Here is a 16,629-nt window from a genome sequence, read left to right as displayed (position 1 = left end):
AAATAACGATGCCATACATTGTTGACGTATATGCACGCGAAGTATTAGACTCTCGCGGTAACCCAACAGTTGAAGTAGAAGTTTACACAGAATCTGGCGGCTTTGGCCGTGCACTAGTACCAAGTGGTGCTTCTACTGGTGAATATGAAGCAGTAGAACTACGTGACGGAGACAAAGACCGTTACCTTGGAAAAGGTGTTTTGACAGCTGTAAACAACGTAAACGAAATCATTGCACCAGAGCTTTTAGGCTTTGATGTCACTGAACAAGTAGCAATTGACAAAATGTTAATCGAACTTGACGGAACAGAAAACAAAGGGAAATTAGGTGCAAACGCAATCCTTGGCGTATCTATCGCTGTAGCACGTGCGGCTGCTGATTTCTTACAAATTCCACTTTATCAATACCTTGGTGGATTCAACTCCAAAACGCTTCCAGTGCCGATGATGAACATCGTCAACGGTGGAGAGCATGCGGATAACAACGTAGACATTCAAGAATTCATGATTATGCCTGTAGGTGCTCCAAACTTCCGTGAAGCACTTCGCATGGGCGCTCAAATCTTCCATAGCCTGAAATCTGTATTAAGCGCAAAAGGCTTAAACACAGCTGTAGGTGACGAAGGTGGATTCGCTCCAAACCTTGGTTCTAACGAAGAAGCACTTCAAACAATCGTAGAAGCGATTGAAAAAGCTGGTTTCAAACCAGGTGAAGAAGTGAAACTTGCGATGGATGCTGCATCTTCTGAGTTCTATAACAAAGAAGACGGTAAATATCATTTATCAGGCGAAGGTGTTGTGAAAACATCTGCTGAAATGGTTGACTGGTATGAAGATATGGTATCGAAATACCCAATCATCTCAATCGAAGACGGCCTTGATGAAAACGACTGGGAAGGTCACAAACTATTAACTGAGCGTCTTGGCAGCAAGGTTCAGCTAGTAGGAGACGACTTGTTCGTAACAAATACGAAGAAGCTTTCTGAAGGAATCAAAAACGGCGTTGGTAACTCAATCCTCATCAAAGTAAACCAAATCGGTACATTAACTGAAACATTTGATGCAATCGAAATGGCGAAACGTGCAGGCTATACAGCTGTTATCTCTCACCGTTCTGGTGAAACAGAAGACAGCACAATTGCAGACATTGCAGTTGCAACTAACGCTGGACAAATCAAAACAGGTGCTCCATCTCGTACGGACCGTGTGGCGAAATACAACCAATTACTTCGCATCGAAGATCAATTGGCTGAAACAGCTCAATACCACGGCATTGCTACATTCTACAACTTGAATAAGTAATGTAAAGCAACGCGCTGCGTGCGCTCTTTTGAAAAGAGCGTATCGCAGCGCTTTTTTTATGTTGAAATAAAGACGCAAAGCTGGCTCAAGCGAATAGGCTCTGCTTCCTTTGTCATATCCTATTTTTGTAAAAAATCATCCTTCAGTCAGAGGTGAAACGATGAGCTTGACGATTTATAAGCAATAAATCATGAAAACTCTTCTAAAAATATGATCTGAATTGAACTTATGCTATTTGCATGGGGGTGGTATCATTTTACATATATTAGGGGGTGATGAGATGCTGAATCCTTTTAGCCTTCGTTTTCCAGTAGGCGTGTACATGTATGTCCTTCACCTACTGGCGGCATATGATGAAAGGAAGCAACGAATTCTAACTTCTAAGAACGTACAGAAAAATGCATTTTGGATTTATGTCCTTGCCGCTATCTTAGGCATTGTGACAGCTGCAGCTTTGATTTGGGCATGCAAAACATTTGGAAAAGGCTCGAAATTTTTAGGAGAGTTCAAGTTTTTAGGCCTGTATATTAAAATCAAATGCGGCTTCTAACAAATGGTGAGAACAGATGCGAGGTCATCTGTTCTATCTGAAATAAATGGAGGGACATGATGCTGACATTACACTTAACAGAAAAAACGTATAGCCGCACCTTTTCTCTCCGCGATATTCAGTTAAATGTAGAGAAAGGACGTATGCTTCTGCTTTTGGGGCATAATGGGGCAGGAAAAACCACGATGATTCAGTCTATGTTTGGCCTGACACCATTTACGGGTGTTGTCTCTTTAGATGGTAAACAGCTGAATTTTCAATCCTCAGCACATATCTCCTTTTTGAAAGAACATGTTTCCTATATTCCTGATGATCATGCTTTGTTTGATTATTTAACGCCGAGAGAATATTTTCATTTACTCCAGCTTCCAGACAAACGAAATGGACCTCGAGAAGAGGCCTTCGTCGATCTGTTTGAGCTGAGACCTTATATGGATCAGCCAATTGCCCAGCTGTCTCATGGCAATCAAAAGAAAACCCAAATCATTTCACAGCTCCTTAGGTCTTGTGATTATTATGTATTCGACGAGCCTACAAATGGACTTGATCCAGATATGATGATCATCTTAAAAAAGGTGCTCATGAAGCTGAGAAATCAAGGTGCAGGCATTCTCATTTCTACCCATCATTTGGGCTTTGGTGAGACATTGTATGACCACCTTATGATCTTAAGAAACGGTGATATCAAGCTGGATATGTCACGTCAAGAAACAAACAAAACATTCCCTCATCAAGCACTTGAGGATATTTATAAAGAAGTGAATCAAGATTACTATATGCAGGTGGAGAGGTTGCTCAATGACTTGGACACGACACGTTCTTCATAAAATAGAATGGGGCATGCTCACAACGAAAATCAAGCAGCTCGGCAAAAAATATCCTTTGCAGCTTCTCGCCGCAGCCGTTTTTTTATTGCTGATCTACGCCATATACGTTGTCATGAGCCTGCGTTTTTTTATGCAAGTAGGGGAGAGCGAACCAGTTGCTTTATACCTTCAATTTGTGAAAATGACCCTGCTGCTTTTGGGAGCAGGTATTGTCTTTTCCCGTCATAAAATGAAGCGTCAAGAGTATCAGTTCTTCTTTTTGAATAGTGCGATGCAAAGTGTCTCATTTGTCCTTTGTGTGTATTTCTTTCCAGTGCTGTTTTGTTTCATCATGCTTGGTCTGCTTTTTTTACCCATCCTATTAGGACTGATCATTAGCGGCGTTACACTATCTTTGTATTGGATCATTGTGGTAGGGATCACTTGCTGTGGATTGGCGCTGTATACGCTTGCTTCTTGGATGCTGATACGCATTGGTGTGAGCCATTTTATATCAAAAACAAAAGAGCATTTACTGCTGCAAACGATTGGATTTGTGACGCTCGGTGCTTTCGTGTTTCTCCTTTTTCAAAAAGCGGTTGAGATGATTCACGTATGGCCGTCTATCTATCTTGTATTTCTGATGATCTTTCTATGTGCAGGGTGGTTTTGGCTGAAAGGCTTGGCGGCTTGTTATGTCAATCGGATGTTTTTGCAGCTAAAGGTAGAGGTGAAGTCGTTTTCTTACCAAAAAATCAGATCGGATTCTTCATTTTTCACACATCTGCGGCAGGAGCTTGTTTATTTTAGCCGATCAGCTGTGTTTAAAGAACAAGGTATTTTGTTCCTGTTTCTTGTCTGTTTCACGATAGGTCTCCCATTCATCTTTACTCCGGAAGAGATTGGCTGGCTGTTTGCTTTTATTGTGCAGTTTGCCTTAAAGGAGATCCTTATTATGCTTCCTCTGATGATTGGCAGGGAATATCATCTCCATCAGCGAGCCATTTTTATGTTAAATACATCAAAGGGTGCCTATTTATTATCAAGAATTTTATTTTATTACACAATGAATATATTGATTTATTTTGTCTATATCGGGCTTGCTTATTTCATGATTGGGGTTGAAAGTGAAGGGCACGGTTTGGCAAGCTTGTCCATTTTATTGATTACTGTCATGGCGGCATGTGTCGGGTTTGTCGTGAAGATTAGTGATTTTAATAAACTGTTTGTGATCGTGATGATGATTGCTGTGTTCAGTATGTTGGATATGCTTTTAGTCCAGTGGCTTTCAGCAAATATCCAGCTGCTCTCAACTGCCTATATGGCTTGTTCAGCCGCATTCTTCATCTTCATATATGCTGCCATGCTAAAGAGGCCGATTGTGCGATGATGACGCTTTTATTTTGCTTAATAGCCGTTGTGCTCATTCATGAACTCGGACATATCCTGATGGTGATGGTGTGCAACAAAATCGAAAAAAAACCCATCTTTGATTATGTGGTGATGATCGATTGGAAGCACGTGTCGATTGTCCATGAGAAATTTTCACGGCCGGGTTTTAATATGATGGTCGCACTTGCAGGTCCTGTGTTTCCAGTGATCTGCTCGGGTGTGCTTTTCTTCATGTGGAGGCATCCAGTGACGCATCCATTGCTGCTTTTTTCTTTATTAAATACAGTGATGCTGCATCCAGCTTGCCCAGACGGGAAAAATATCATCGCCAGTTTAAAAGAGATGAAAGGAGAGAACTAAATGGTTAAAGTATTTCATTCGTTTTCTAGCGGCTTAACGCTTGCGATGCTTTATGTGTTTGCTGTGTTTATGACGCCAGTATTTTTAATGCTGCTAGAGGTTCATCATGTTGAATCAAGTCCAACTCTATTTGGTATGCCATTTTATATCATGAAAATTGAACAGTATCAATTCAGCTCAGAGGCAACGCTCTTTGGGTGCGTGGTCTGTTTTTTAGCGGGCGCCGCTCTCTACTTCTTGATTCAATATGTGATTCATGCAGTGAAAAAGAGCAGAACATAAAAAAAGCAGGCTGAATGAAGTCAGTCTGCTTGAAGAACGAGTGACAACCGCACCATATCCATACACTGAATACCGTTCTCATAAATCGGTTCATCATAGTGCTTCAGAAAGAAATCGTGATCGATAGACGCCATGCGAAAACCGCATTTTTGATAAAGGGCGAGCTGCTGAATACTAGAGTTGCCTGTGCCAATTTCAATTGTATGAAAGCCAGCTGCCTTGGCTTCTGAAATAGCATGGCGGATCAGCTGCTTCCCAATTCCTCTACCTTGCCATGACTCTTTCACGGCGACATTCATGATTTCCACTGTCTGCTGAGACAGAGGCGTCAGAACATACACACCAATCATGTCCTGTTTATGAAAAGCAACATAACAAGAACCAGATTGTACATAGGCAATGACTTTTTCAGTTGAAGGGTCAGCTAATAGTAAAAGATCCATAGGAACAGATTGATCATGAGACAATGGCCGAATCTGTATCAAATCATTTCATCCTCTCTATTCTTTGATATACCCTTGTTTAACACCCCAATCATATTGATCCTGCACCCATTGAGAAGGAGGATGATGGGTGACATTTGGGTCTTTCTTAACAGTTGTTTTCCTAGTCGTTTGTGCTGCCTGCTTATTCGCTTGAGCCGTTGCTTTCGCTGATGCCAGTTCTTTTTGAAGCTGATCTATTTTTAACTCAAGCGCTTTACGCTGTTTGGTTTCTTTTTGATGCGCCTTCTTTTCTTTCTTCAGCTTGTTTGTGACGGTGGACAATTCCTTTTTTTGACCATCCATTTCATCTTTCATATCCGTTCCTTCTGACTTTAATTGTGTCAGCTGCTCATCATTCTTTCTCATTTCTTGCTGGTGTTTTTTCTCTGCCGCGGTGAGCGACTGCTGCTGCCACACAATCCAGCCAGTTGCACCTAGGATGATCACAGACAAGACAATGATCGTGATGTTTTTTTTCATGTTCTATTCCCCTTTCGTTAAACCTCTATTATCATCGGTTAAAACAAACCAGGTTTTAACAGAACAAGGGAATATTCGCATCAGATTAGCAGACACTATGAAAAAAGGAGGGTGTCTGTTGATTTCCTTTATGATTCATGTCATTGTGTCACTATTTGCTGTCTCAAATCCCATTGGAAACGTGCCTCTTTTTATCACTTTAACAGAAGGCTATTCTGAGAAAGAACGTTCCCAGACGGCCAAAAAAGCGATTGTTGTGTCTTTTATGATTTTGATTGCCTTTCTTTTGGCAGGCAGGCTCATTTTCAAATTGTTTGGCATTGATATCCATGCACTCCGTATCGCCGGAGGTATTTTTATTTTTGGTATCGCTTACAATCTGCTGAATGCAAAAGAATCACATGTTCAAAACCCTCATTCGGATGAAAAGGCAGAAAGCAAGGAGAAGGCCGATGTTTCGGTGACCCCGCTCGCCATTCCGATCATTGCCGGACCTGGTACAATTGCGACCGTCATGAGCTTAACGCCAGGAAGCCACCAAGTAACACTTAATCTGCTTGCGATTCTTATTGGCATTGTAGTCGTACTTGCCATGACCTATTATGCATTTCATTATTCAAGTTTCATTATGCGAAAAATGGGGAAAACAGAGATGAATGTCGTGACACGATTAATGGGATTGATTCTAGCTGTTGTGGCAGTAGAGATGATTGGCGCAGGGATCAAAGGGATGTTCCCAATGCTGATGTCATAAGTGTATATAAAAAAGCTGTTTTTTTCTACAAAATTGTAAAATAAAACAGCTTTTTTAAGGTTTTGGCACATGTTGAAATACTTCTTCACTTTCAAAGAACTCAATTAAACGGCTAATCCAGTCATAATAATCGAGACTTTCCTTGATTTCTGAAAGAAGAAGATTGATTTTATCTACTGTTTCTTCTGGCAGGTCATCTTGTTCAAGCAGCTCCAGCAATTCCTTGCATGTCTTCTTATGTGCCTTGCGATTTTTGCTGACAACACGTGACCAATTGGCTGCAAACAATGAAATAAAGGTTTGATATTGATCTTGCTCAACGTCATATAAATCTTTGCGTATTCCTTTTTCATAAACCTTTTCAGCAATATTCAGATCAAGCATTTCTCGAACGACTTGACTCATTCTTGTTTTGCTCATGCCGGTCGCCTCTGAGAGCTCACCGAGCGTCATTGGTTTACGGTTCATATGAATGATACCAAGCACTCTACCCACTGTGGCAGAAAGACCAAAGGCATTCATGTTCTCGGCAGCTTTTTCAATATAATGATCCTGTGCTTTTTGAATGGCGCCTAACGCTTGCTTGTCCATTCCCCGCTTCATCCCTTCACGACTGACAATTTGTAACACAATATATCATATACCTGTTTGTTGATGAAAACAATAAATATTGAGTATTTGCTCGTAAGTTGGAGGAAAAAGGAGGGATCGCTACATATCAGGCCGTTAACTGAAAATTTTAAATAAATCTTATGCAATACAAACACATTGTAAACTTTTTATTTTATAAAGTTTGCACTATAATAAATAAGGTGTAAATTTTCTGAAAATATATATCCGACTAATTGGAGGTGTCTCATTTGCTGAAACTAGAGAATGTATCTAAGACGTATAAAGGCGGAAAAAAAGCTGTCAAAAATATTGATTTAGAAATAGCAAAAGGAGAATTTATTTGTTTTATTGGACCGAGTGGCTGTGGAAAAACGACAACCATGAAGATGATTAACCGACTGATTGAACCTTCCTCAGGAAACATATTGATCGAGGGAGAAAACATTATGAAAAAAGATCCAGTCCAATTAAGAAGAGAAATTGGTTATGTGATTCAGCAAATTGGACTTTTCCCTCATATGACCATCGCACAAAACATTTCCCTTGTGCCGAAGCTGCTGAAGTGGCCGGAAGAAAAACGAAAAGAACGAGCGCGTGAATTGCTCAAACTCGTCGACATGGGGCCGGAATACTTAGAGCGTTACCCGCATGAACTCAGTGGAGGACAGCAGCAGCGTATCGGCGTTCTTCGCGCACTCGCAGCAGAACCCCCTTTAATCCTGATGGATGAACCATTTGGAGCACTTGACCCAATTACAAGAGATTCATTGCAGGAAGAATTTAAGAAACTGCAAAAAACGTTAAATAAAACAATCGTATTCGTCACACATGACATGGATGAAGCGATTAAACTTGCAGACCGCATTGTCATTTTAAAAGATGGAGAGATTGTCCAAGTGGGCACACCAGATGATATTTTACGTAACCCTGTGAACGAATTCGTAGAAGAATTCATCGGGAAAGAACGTCTGCTTCAGTCAAATCCGAATATGGAACGTGTGGAACAAATGATGAACACATCTCCAGTCACAATTACCGTCGAAAAAACATTGACAGATGCCATCTTTATTATGAGAGAAAAGCGGGTTGATTCCCTGCTTGTCGTTGATGAAAATCATGTGCTGAAAGGCTATATCGACATTGAAACCATCGATGCAAACCGTAGAAAAGCAGCCTTCGTTGGCGATATTTTAAATACAGAATTTTATACAGTACAAGAAGGTGCACTTCTTAGAGATACTGTCCGAAAGATCTTAATACGCGGCATTAAATATGTACCGGTTGTCGATGCAAAAGGGCACTTAAAAGGCATCGTCACACGTGCAAGTCTTGTAGATGTCGTATATGACTCTATTTGGGGAGAAGATACCCCGGAGGCTGTCACTGAAATGAACTAAGGGAGGTGTACACATGGATCAAATCATCGATTTTCTTGAGAAAAATGGTGGGGAACTCCTCACAAAAATGTGGGAGCATTTATACATTTCTTTAATTGCCGTTGTGTTAGGTATTATCGTGGCCGTTCCTTTAGGCGTCATTCTTACACGAATGAAAAGAGGCGCCGGTTTTGTCATCGGCGTCGTGAATATCTTTCAAACACTCCCTAGTTTAGCGATTCTTGCATTTTTTATTCCTATTTTGGGAGTTGGAAAAATACCTGCGATCGTTGCGCTATTTTTCTATTCCGTTTTGCCTATTTTAAGAAATACGTATGCCGGTGTTCAAGGTGTGAACAAAAACTTGCTTGAATCTGGTAAAGGGATTGGCATGACGACATGGGAACAAATTCGTCTTGTGGAACTGCCGCTTGCTGTTCCGGTCATTATGGCAGGGGTCAGAACCTCAACGATTTATTTAATTGGGTGGACAACACTTGCTGCTTTTATCGGTGGAGGCGGTCTTGGTGACTACATTTTAATTGGGCTTCAGCTTTACCAGCCGGAATACATTATTGCGGGTGCAATCCCTGTCACTATTTTAGCGGTCATCATTGACCTTATATTGATGAAGCTTGAGAAAAAAGTAACACCAGAAGGCTTAAAAGGATTGAAGGAAGTTTCATAAGGAGTTGGCTCATGTGAAGAATCGAAAAACAAAATGGATCAGTGCACTGCTTGCCGGATGCTTGCTATTCATAAGTGGCTGTTCACTTCCTGGACTAGCCGGCTCTTCAGGGAGCACGCTGCGAATCGGTGCACAAAACTTTACAGAATCAGAAATTATGGCCTATATGGTGGGAGACATCATTGAGCATTACACAGATAAAAAGACAACCATTGTGAAGAATTTAGGCTCAAATACCGTACAGCAAAAAGCAATGGAAAACGGTGATGTCGACATTTCGGCAACACGATATACAGGCACGGATTTAACAAGTACGCTAGGAATGGATGCAGAAAAAGATCCAAAGCGTGCAATGGAAATCGTCCAGAAAGAATTCAAAAAACGCTATGATTACAAATGGTTTGATTCCTATGGGTTTGATAATACGTATGCCTTTGCTGTGACGCAGAAGATGGCGAAGGAAAACAACCTAGAAACAGTCTCTGATTTAAAAAAGAATGCCAAAAATTATCGCTTCGGTGTGGATAATATTTGGCTGAAAAAGAAAGGTGACGGTTACGAAGGGTTTGTGAAAACATACGGAATTGAATTTGGAAGCACTTTTCCGATGCAGATCGGTCTAGTCTATGACGCATTGAAAAATGAAAAAATGGATATTGTGCTTGCCTATTCAACAGATGGCCGGATCAAAGCGTATAATCTCAAAATCTTAAAAGATGATAAACGATTCTTCCCACCATACGATGCATCACCAGTTGTCCCTGAGAAGGTATTAAAAGAAAATCCAGGACTGGACAAGGTGATCAACAGGTTGATTGGAAAAATCGATACCGAACAAATGCAAGAGCTCAATTATCAAGTCGATGGAGAACTAAAAGAACCAGCGACTGTTGCGAGAGATTTTCTAAAGAAACACAATTACTTTGAGTAAGATTGGGAGGTGTCAGAGCTGATGGACACACTGCAGCAATTATGGGCGTATTATCAACAGAACGGTTCATATGTGTTAGAAGAATTTTACCGGCATTTCCTCATGTCAGCGTATGGGGTATTGTTTGCGGCAATTGTCGGAATACCAGTCGGCATCTTTGTGGCGCATTATCGCAAACTGAGCAATTGGGTGTTCGCAATAACCAATGTCATTCAAACCATTCCAGCGTTAGCGATGCTTTCTGTGTTGATGCTTGTATTAGGACTTGGCGCAAATACAGTCATCTTATCACTCTTTTTGTATTCGCTTCTGCCGATTATCCGTAACACGTACACAGGTATTGTCAGCATTGAGCATGCCTATTTAGAATCGGGGAAAGCGATGGGCATGACGAAATGGCAAGTGCTGAGAATGGTTGAATTACCGCTTGCTTTATCTGTCATTATGGCTGGTTTAAGAACCGCACTTGTGATCGCAATCGGTATTACAGCGATTGGGACATTTGTTGGTGCAGGAGGACTTGGTGATATCATCATCAGAGGATCAAACGCGACAAACGGAACAGCCATTATTTTAGCAGGTGCTATTCCAACTGCGCTCATGGCCATTATTGCCGACCTTGTCATGGGCTGGCTTGAACGCTATTTAAGCCCAACCAACAAGAAAAAAGAAAGCAAGGCGTTAGCTGAAAAAAACATGACATCCGCATAAATGCTTGAAAAGACAAAACCTCCTCTACATCTGTAGGGGAGGTTTTTTTATCATGATTAGGCGGCTCACATCAGGAGACATTTATGATTCAAGTGTGATCCATTCAGAGGACCATTTCGCAATTTCCTCAAAAACGGGTGCAAGTGAGCGCCCCATATCAGTTAATGAATACTCAATACGCACGGGTGTTTCAGCAAAAACCTCCCGTTTTACAATGCCTGCTGCTTCCAGCTCTTTTAATCTCTCAGATAAAACCCTTCCGCTTAAGTTGGTCAGAGCTGCTTCGATTTCACTAAAGCGCTGTGAACCTGAGAGAAGCTGAAAAACAATCAGTGCCACCCAGCGTTTACTTAATAACTCAACTGCTTTTTCAAACCGTGGGCACATATCAGATTGATTCATCTTTCTTCACTCCAATCTGAACCCATTATACCGTAATTCTGTCAAAAATCGGCGCAAAAAGCTTGTCAATGATCAAAACATTTTACGATGACGAACGGCTGTTTAGTAGAAATAACAAATAGCGGTTTAAATCCTCTATTTCATGTTTAGAAAGGGTGGACCATATGTCGCCATTAAATATTTCAAGATCATCAAGTTCATATTGCTCTGCTGCTTCTTTTATTTGGGTAAAAGCCGTTTCTTCTTCCTTTATGACATAGGCAGAAGATGCTTCTTCAATATACCCTGCAGCCTGCATCATGTCCTCATAAGGTACTTTTAATGCACCTGCTAGTTTTTTAATTGTAGGAGGTTTCGGAATGCCGCGTTTCCCGTTTTCAATCCGAGAAATACCAGCAGCGCTGACCTCTGAATACATCGCTAATTGGTTCACCGATAGTTTCCTTTTCTCACGTAATGCTCTTAAATATGCACCGAAGTTCATCAACTCAAAACCTCACATGGTTAAAGATTAGTTATCTCTAGTGTACTCGATTTGTTGACTATTGGCAATAAGTGTACCATGAAAATATTGACATTAGTTAATGGTGGATGTATCTTATGTTTATGCCCCGCTATTTGTTCGCCTTTTTTTGGTTAATGAGCGTGAGAAAGTATTGATTCAGCTGGCTGATGTCTTGTGCGGTGAGTGTTTCCCATTGGTCTCCATCGAAAATAGGGAGATGTTCTACATCCTTTTGAAGCGCCGTTTGATAGATTTTTAATATGGATTCATATTTCGGTTTCATTTCATGCACTTTTTCCTGTTCAATATAACCGGCAAGCAGCATTAAATCCTCATAAGGCACCTTCAAAGCGCGTGCTAATTTTTTTATGGTTAAAGGCTTTGGCACACCACGCTTTCCATTCTCAATCCGAGAAATACCGGCAGCGCTTACGCCTGAATACATGGCGAGTTGATTGACAGACATCTTTCTATTCTCTCTTAAAATGCGTAATTGTTCACCAAAGTGATTCATGTCATCGAACCTCACATTTCAGTATATGACTTATTTTAGTATGATCATTGACCAAAGGAAATAGAAAGGGCGTAAAAGTGTTGACATAAGTTAATGGATCCGGGAGATATGAGAGTCCTACATGTTGTACATATTGATCCTATAGGGAGGTTGTAATGATGGTCGAAAAGATTCAGATCAGGCGGGCGTTTGTGATGCAGTATATGATCGAAAACGATATGTCTTTAAATCAGCTCGCAGATGAAATTGGCATCTCTCCTGCCACACTCAGCAGGGTATTGAATGGTCACCGGAAGCCAGGACAGCTTGTCATTGGCAAAATGATTCATTACTTTGATAAAAAATTTGAAGATTTATTTTACTATGAAGATGTTGACAAAAGTCAATAAATGAAATCATCGTATGATCATTAAGGAGGCGGCTTCATTGAAAAGAACTGGAATGGTAAGACACATTGATTCGCTTGGCAGAATTGTTCTGCCTTCAGAAATGCGAAAGGTACTCAATATAAAAGAAGAGCAGCTGTTAGAAATTTTCATCGAAGATCAAACCATTATGCTGAAAAAATATGATGCAGATAAGAGCTGCTTATTAACTGGCCAAATAACGAAATACAACAAAAGCTATGGAAACGGTAACGTCGTGCTGAGTCCTGAAGGAGCTGAACGGTTGTTAGTAGAATTAAAACAGCTCTTAAAAGAAGAAGCAACTCGCTAAAAACGTTTTTTAACCTCAAAAATTGCATATAAAAAATGCTGCATACAATCCATTGGAGCGAAATTGAATCAAAATGACAAATAAAGTCGACAATATATAGGAAATCTTTATTTTGATGTTTCGTGACATGCACCTTGTTTTCATGTAAAATAAAGTTATGTGTACCAGTTTGTCTGGAGGTGTTTTCATGCACGCATTTGTTATCACATTACTCGTAATTGTCAGTATCGCACTTATCATCGTTGTATTATTACAATCAAGTAAAAGTGCAGGACTGTCAGGCGCTATTTCAGGTGGAGCCGAGCAGCTTTTCGGTAAGCAAAAAGCGAGAGGTCTTGACTTGATTCTTCACCGATTAACTGTCATTTTGTCAGTGCTTTTCTTCATCTTAACACTTGCATTGGCATATTTAGGCGTGTAGGCGCGAGTAACAGAAGGTCTGATCTTTTTTCAGACCTTTTTTTATTATCAGCACTCTTTTGTGTTTGTTTCATACATACAAGTGGAAAATATAAACCATATCAGAAGGAAAGGAAGTCACATCATGAAAGTTGTTACACCAAAACCATTTACGTTTAAAGGTGGAGAAAAGGCGGTGCTTCTTCTTCACGGTTTTACTGGGAATACAGCCGATGTTCGTATGCTTGGGCGTTATTTGAATGAAAGAGGCTATACATGCCATGCACCTCAATACAAAGGACACGGTGTACCGCCAGAGGAGCTTGTTCATACAGGTCCTACAGATTGGTGGAAAGATGTAGAAGAAGGCTATCAATTTTTAAAAGACGAAGGTTATGAGGAAATTGCGGTCTGCGGACTATCCCTCGGAGGAGTTTTTTCATTAAAATTAGGTTACACTGTACCTGTAAAGGGAATTGTACCTATGTGTGCACCTATGTACATAAAAAGTGAAGAAGTCATGTACCAGGGTGTACTAGATTATGCCCGTAACTATAAAAAATTCGAGGGTAAGTCAGAGGATCAAATTGAGCAAGAGATGGAAGAGTTCAAGAAAACACCAATGGGTACACTCAAGGCTCTTCAAGAACTCATTGCAGATGTCAGAAACAATGTTGACATGATTTATTCACCTACTTTTGTTGTTCAGGCACGTCATGATCATATGATTAATACAGACAGTGCAAACATTATTTATAACGAAGTAGAGACAGATGAAAAACATTTAAAGTGGTATGAAGAATCGGGCCATGTTATCACGCTTGATAAAGAGCGAGAGAAGGTTCATCAGGATGTATATGCATTCTTAGAATCACTCGATTGGTCAATTTAAATATATAGGGGGTTAGAGTGTGCAAAAAGAAGAATTTATGGATGAATTACTTGCGTTTATGCAAGAAGAGGCGTACAAACCATTAACGGTACAGGAATTAGAAGTCATGATGGAAATTACCAATCCAGATGATTATAAAGAGCTCGTCAAAGCACTTGTGATATTAGAGGATCAGGGGCTTATCGTCCGTACCCGCAGCGACCGCTATGGTGTACCGGAAAAAATGAACTTGGTCAAAGGGAAGCTGTCTGCGCATGCAAAAGGATTTGCATTTGTGACACCAGAAGAGTTTGGGCAGGATGATATTTTCATTCCGCCAAATGAGCTAGGCACAGCAATGAATGGCGACACCGTCATGGTTCGTGTCAGCCACAAATCAAATGGCACCAAAAAAGAAGGAACGGTCATCCGTATTCTGGAGCGTAATACTCAGACGGTTGTCGGTACCTATACAGAAACGAAAAGTTTTGGTTTTGTCATTCCTGATGATAAAAAAATCACAAACGATATCTTCATTCCAAAATCCGCTAAAAACGGAGCGGTTGAAGGTCATAAAGTCGTTGTCACGCTGACAAGCTATCCAGAAGGAAGAATGAGTGCAGAGGGTGAAGTGACGGAAATTCTCGGTCACAAAAATGACCCTGGCATCGATATTTTATCGATTATTCATAAACACGGTCTACCAGGTGAGTTTCCGGAAGAAGCGCTCCAGCAGGCAGCAGACACACCTGAAACGATCGATGAAAAGGATCTTGAAGGTAGACGTGATCTGCGCAATGAAACGATCGTGACGATTGACGGTGCAGATGCAAAGGACTTAGATGATGCCGTAACCGTGCAAAAGCTCGATGATGGCAAATATAAGCTCGGCGTGCACATTGCAGACGTTTCTCATTATGTTACAGAGAATTCGCCGATTGATCAGGAAGCCTATGAGCGCGGAACGAGTGTGTATCTTGTTGACCGCGTCATTCCAATGATTCCTCATCGCCTGTCAAATGGCATTTGCTCATTGAATCCGAAGGTTGATCGTCTCACACTCTCTTGTGAAATGATCATTGATCGAAGTGGGAAAGTCGTCAAACACGAAATTTTCCAAAGTGTGATCAAAACGACGGAAAGAATGACCTATTCCGATGTGAATAAGATTTTAGTTGACCAAGATGAAGAGCTTTTAGACAAATACGAGCCGTTAGTACCAATGTTCCAAGAGATGGAGAAGCTTGCAGAAATTCTGCGTGACAAGCGAATGGAGCGCGGAGCAGTCGACTTTGATTTCAAGGAAGCAAAAGTGCTTGTAGATGATGAAGGCGCAGCAAAAGACGTCGTCATTCGTGAACGTTCTGTTGCCGAAAAACTAATTGAAGAATTCATGCTGGTGGCAAACGAAACAGTTGCCGAGCATTTCCACTGGATGAATGTTCCGTTCATTTACCGAATTCACGAAGAACCAAATCCTGAGAAGCTTCAGCGCTTTTTAGAATTCGTGACGACGTTTGGTTACATTGTGAAAGGGACGTCAACGAACATTCACCCGCGCGCACTTCAAAGTGTCCTCGATGCTGTCAGAGATCAACCAGAAGAAGTCGTCATTCAAACTGTGATGCTTCGCTCTATGAAACAGGCGAAGTATGATCCAGAAAGCATTGGCCATTTTGGATTATCAACGGAATTCTATACACACTTCACATCGCCGATCCGCCGTTACCCGGATTTAATCGTGCATAGGCTGATCAGAACCTATTTAATAGAGAAAAAGACAGACGAAGCGACCCTTGAAAAGTGGGGCCAACTGCTGCCAGAAATCGCAGATCATGCATCTACAATGGAGCGCCGCTCTGTTGATGCTGAGCGCGAAACAGATGACCTGAAAAAGGCAGAGTTTATGCTTGATAAAATCGGTGAAGAGTTTGATGGTATGATTAGTTCCGTTACGAATTTCGGACTATTCGTTGAACTGCCGAATACGATAGAAGGTCTTGTCCATGTGAGCTACATGACAGACGATTACTATCGTTTTGATGAACAGCACTTTGCCATGATCGGTGAACGTACAGGGAATGTCTACCGTATCGGTGACGAAATCACTGTCAAAGTGGTGAGTGTGAATAAAGATGAGCATTCCATTGATTTTGAAATCGTCGGGATGAAAGGCACTCGCCGTAAATCACCAAAAGACTTCAAGTTCAAAAAACGGACAGATCCACCAGCCAAAAAAGGACGCGGAGGTCAAAAGGCCTCTGGGGAAAAAGGCAAAGAGGATAAAGGCGGCGACTGGTTTACAGGTCGTAAAAAGAAGAAAAAGAAAAAACGCGTTTTTGATAACGCACCGAAACAAAAGCGCAAAAAGAAAAAGTAACGTGACAAAAAGCAAATAGGGCACCATGCTCTATTTGCTTTTTGACCACGTGGCAGCAGCATTGTCGAAAGCTGGATTGTTTGATAAAATAATCCGTACGATTTGGACCGTGT

General features: G+C 41.0%; 22 protein-coding genes. 16 read left to right on the top strand and 6 right to left on the bottom strand.

The window, feature by feature from the left end; genetic code table 11:
- Positions 1-8: 8 nt before the first annotated feature.
- The 6 genes from eno (at position 9) to ID12_RS01520 (ending at position 4,691) form a co-directional block, all read left to right on the top strand.
- A complete protein-coding gene (gene eno, locus ID12_RS01545) occupies positions 9-1,301 on the top strand; it encodes a phosphopyruvate hydratase (protein ID WP_003212752.1) in 1,293 nt (430 codons plus the stop codon).
- A 280-nt stretch (positions 1,302-1,581) separates the two neighbouring features.
- On the top strand, positions 1,582-1,851 hold the full coding sequence (locus ID12_RS01540; RefSeq protein WP_008347702.1) for a hypothetical protein: 270 nt from the start codon (positions 1,582-1,584) through the stop codon (positions 1,849-1,851).
- A 59-nt stretch (positions 1,852-1,910) separates the two neighbouring features.
- A complete protein-coding gene (locus ID12_RS01535) occupies positions 1,911-2,678 on the top strand; it encodes an ATP-binding cassette domain-containing protein (RefSeq protein ID WP_008347699.1) in 768 nt (255 codons plus the stop codon).
- Positions 2,650-4,047: a hypothetical protein gene (locus tag ID12_RS01530; protein WP_035389422.1), complete on the top strand. Its 1,398-nt coding sequence runs from the start codon at positions 2,650-2,652 to the stop codon at positions 4,045-4,047. The genes ID12_RS01535 and ID12_RS01530 overlap by 29 nt, the downstream gene beginning before the upstream one ends.
- A complete protein-coding gene (locus ID12_RS01525) occupies positions 4,044-4,409 on the top strand; it encodes a hypothetical protein (RefSeq protein WP_035389420.1) in 366 nt (121 codons plus the stop codon). Before ID12_RS01530 ends, ID12_RS01525 begins: the two co-directional genes overlap by 4 nt.
- Positions 4,410-4,691 (top strand): hypothetical protein, encoded by a 282-nt coding sequence (locus ID12_RS01520; protein WP_008347692.1) that lies wholly within the window; start codon positions 4,410-4,412, stop codon positions 4,689-4,691.
- A gap of 20 nt (positions 4,692-4,711) precedes the next feature.
- Here the strand turns inward: ID12_RS01520 and ID12_RS01515 are convergent, their stop codons facing one another.
- Both ID12_RS01515 and ID12_RS01510 read right to left on the bottom strand, forming a co-directional pair.
- Entirely contained in the window at positions 4,712-5,176 is a 465-nt protein-coding gene (locus tag ID12_RS01515; RefSeq protein ID WP_035389418.1) for a GNAT family N-acetyltransferase, read from the bottom strand.
- A 15-nt stretch (positions 5,177-5,191) separates the two neighbouring features.
- Positions 5,192-5,656, bottom strand: coding sequence for a hypothetical protein (locus tag ID12_RS01510; protein WP_035389416.1), 465 nt, complete (start codon positions 5,654-5,656; stop codon positions 5,192-5,194).
- Positions 5,657-5,774: 118 nt separating this feature from the next.
- Between ID12_RS01510 and ID12_RS01505 the strand changes: the two genes are divergently transcribed.
- Positions 5,775-6,410, top strand: coding sequence for a MarC family protein (locus tag ID12_RS01505; protein ID WP_050826614.1), 636 nt, complete (start codon positions 5,775-5,777; stop codon positions 6,408-6,410).
- 54 nt (positions 6,411-6,464) lie between these two features.
- Here the strand turns inward: ID12_RS01505 and ID12_RS01500 are convergent, their stop codons facing one another.
- On the bottom strand, positions 6,465-7,001 hold the full coding sequence (locus tag ID12_RS01500; protein ID WP_017359221.1) for a GbsR/MarR family transcriptional regulator: 537 nt from the start codon (positions 6,999-7,001) through the stop codon (positions 6,465-6,467).
- Positions 7,002-7,270: 269 nt separating this feature from the next.
- Here ID12_RS01500 and ID12_RS01495 point away from each other — a divergent pair, with 269 nt between their 5' ends.
- From ID12_RS01495 to ID12_RS01480, 4 genes are read left to right on the top strand one after another with little or no spacing between them, the layout of a single operon-like run.
- A complete protein-coding gene (locus tag ID12_RS01495; protein WP_017359222.1) occupies positions 7,271-8,419 on the top strand; it encodes a betaine/proline/choline family ABC transporter ATP-binding protein in 1,149 nt (382 codons plus the stop codon).
- 13 nt (positions 8,420-8,432) lie between these two features.
- Positions 8,433-9,086 carry an ABC transporter permease gene (locus ID12_RS01490; protein WP_007500193.1) on the top strand — a complete coding sequence of 218 codons (654 nt, stop codon included), beginning with the start codon at positions 8,433-8,435 and terminating at the stop codon, positions 9,084-9,086.
- Positions 9,087-9,099: 13 nt separating this feature from the next.
- Complete coding sequence (locus ID12_RS01485; RefSeq protein ID WP_008347678.1) at positions 9,100-10,017, top strand: osmoprotectant ABC transporter substrate-binding protein; 918 nt, start codon at positions 9,100-9,102, stop codon at positions 10,015-10,017.
- 21 nt (positions 10,018-10,038) lie between these two features.
- Positions 10,039-10,728 carry an ABC transporter permease gene (locus ID12_RS01480; RefSeq protein ID WP_008347676.1) on the top strand — a complete coding sequence of 230 codons (690 nt, stop codon included), beginning with the start codon at positions 10,039-10,041 and terminating at the stop codon, positions 10,726-10,728.
- Between the two features lie 81 nt (positions 10,729-10,809).
- Here ID12_RS01480 and ID12_RS01475 read toward each other — a convergent pair whose 3' ends face one another.
- The 3 genes from ID12_RS01475 to ID12_RS01465 all read right to left on the bottom strand — a co-directional run bounded on the left by ID12_RS01475 (position 10,810) and on the right by ID12_RS01465 (position 12,149).
- Entirely contained in the window at positions 10,810-11,130 is a 321-nt protein-coding gene (locus ID12_RS01475; protein WP_007500199.1) for a catDE operon transcriptional regulator CatR, read from the bottom strand.
- An 82-nt stretch (positions 11,131-11,212) separates the two neighbouring features.
- Positions 11,213-11,614, bottom strand: a complete 402-nt coding sequence (locus tag ID12_RS01470; RefSeq protein ID WP_008347673.1) for a helix-turn-helix domain-containing protein — start codon at positions 11,612-11,614, stop codon at positions 11,213-11,215.
- 130 nt (positions 11,615-11,744) lie between these two features.
- A complete protein-coding gene (locus ID12_RS01465) occupies positions 11,745-12,149 on the bottom strand; it encodes a helix-turn-helix domain-containing protein (RefSeq protein ID WP_007500204.1) in 405 nt (134 codons plus the stop codon).
- Positions 12,150-12,304: 155 nt separating this feature from the next.
- Between ID12_RS01465 and ID12_RS01460 the strand changes: the two genes are divergently transcribed.
- The 5 genes from ID12_RS01460 to rnr all read left to right on the top strand — a co-directional run bounded on the left by ID12_RS01460 (position 12,305) and on the right by rnr (position 16,516).
- The gene (locus tag ID12_RS01460) at positions 12,305-12,538 is read left to right on the top strand and encodes a helix-turn-helix domain-containing protein (protein WP_008347669.1); all 234 of its coding nucleotides are present in this window, start codon (positions 12,305-12,307) and stop codon (positions 12,536-12,538) included.
- 37 nt (positions 12,539-12,575) lie between these two features.
- Complete coding sequence (locus ID12_RS01455; protein ID WP_008347666.1) at positions 12,576-12,866, top strand: AbrB/MazE/SpoVT family DNA-binding domain-containing protein; 291 nt, start codon at positions 12,576-12,578, stop codon at positions 12,864-12,866.
- A 187-nt stretch (positions 12,867-13,053) separates the two neighbouring features.
- On the top strand, positions 13,054-13,287 hold the full coding sequence (gene secG, locus ID12_RS01450) for a preprotein translocase subunit SecG (RefSeq protein ID WP_003212746.1): 234 nt from the start codon (positions 13,054-13,056) through the stop codon (positions 13,285-13,287).
- Positions 13,288-13,410: 123 nt separating this feature from the next.
- The gene (locus ID12_RS01445; RefSeq protein ID WP_008347663.1) at positions 13,411-14,157 is read left to right on the top strand and encodes an alpha/beta hydrolase; all 747 of its coding nucleotides are present in this window, start codon (positions 13,411-13,413) and stop codon (positions 14,155-14,157) included.
- A 19-nt stretch (positions 14,158-14,176) separates the two neighbouring features.
- Positions 14,177-16,516: a ribonuclease R gene (gene rnr, locus ID12_RS01440; protein WP_008347660.1), complete on the top strand. Its 2,340-nt coding sequence runs from the start codon at positions 14,177-14,179 to the stop codon at positions 16,514-16,516.
- The last annotated feature ends 113 nt before the right edge of the window (positions 16,517-16,629 follow it).

It is taken from the genome of Bacillus altitudinis (assembly GCF_001191605.1).
Lineage (GTDB): Bacteria > Bacillota > Bacilli > Bacillales > Bacillaceae > Bacillus > Bacillus altitudinis.
The sequence above is the reverse complement of the archived record's forward strand: the minus strand, read 5'-3'. Positions and strand labels throughout refer to the sequence as shown.

Coding starts and splice junctions, on each gene's coding strand:
- eno (WP_003212752.1), top strand. CDS start 9: ATGCCATACATTGTTGACGTATATGCACGCGAAGTATTAGACTCTCGC.
- ID12_RS01540 (WP_008347702.1), top strand. CDS start 1,582: ATGCTGAATCCTTTTAGCCTTCGTTTTCCAGTAGGCGTGTACATGTAT.
- ID12_RS01535 (WP_008347699.1), top strand. CDS start 1,911: ATGCTGACATTACACTTAACAGAAAAAACGTATAGCCGCACCTTTTCT.
- ID12_RS01530 (WP_035389422.1), top strand. CDS start 2,650: ATGACTTGGACACGACACGTTCTTCATAAAATAGAATGGGGCATGCTC.
- ID12_RS01525 (WP_035389420.1), top strand. CDS start 4,044: ATGATGACGCTTTTATTTTGCTTAATAGCCGTTGTGCTCATTCATGAA.
- ID12_RS01520 (WP_008347692.1), top strand. CDS start 4,410: ATGGTTAAAGTATTTCATTCGTTTTCTAGCGGCTTAACGCTTGCGATG.
- ID12_RS01510 (WP_035389416.1), bottom strand. CDS start 5,656: ATGAAAAAAAACATCACGATCATTGTCTTGTCTGTGATCATCCTAGGT.
- ID12_RS01500 (WP_017359221.1), bottom strand. CDS start 7,001: ATGGACAAGCAAGCGTTAGGCGCCATTCAAAAAGCACAGGATCATTAT.
- ID12_RS01490 (WP_007500193.1), top strand. CDS start 8,433: ATGGATCAAATCATCGATTTTCTTGAGAAAAATGGTGGGGAACTCCTC.
- ID12_RS01480 (WP_008347676.1), top strand. CDS start 10,039: ATGGACACACTGCAGCAATTATGGGCGTATTATCAACAGAACGGTTCA.
- ID12_RS01475 (WP_007500199.1), bottom strand. CDS start 11,130: ATGAATCAATCTGATATGTGCCCACGGTTTGAAAAAGCAGTTGAGTTA.
- ID12_RS01470 (WP_008347673.1), bottom strand. CDS start 11,614: ATGAACTTCGGTGCATATTTAAGAGCATTACGTGAGAAAAGGAAACTA.
- ID12_RS01465 (WP_007500204.1), bottom strand. CDS start 12,149: ATGAATCACTTTGGTGAACAATTACGCATTTTAAGAGAGAATAGAAAG.
- ID12_RS01460 (WP_008347669.1), top strand. CDS start 12,305: ATGATGGTCGAAAAGATTCAGATCAGGCGGGCGTTTGTGATGCAGTAT.
- secG (WP_003212746.1), top strand. CDS start 13,054: ATGCACGCATTTGTTATCACATTACTCGTAATTGTCAGTATCGCACTT.
- ID12_RS01445 (WP_008347663.1), top strand. CDS start 13,411: ATGAAAGTTGTTACACCAAAACCATTTACGTTTAAAGGTGGAGAAAAG.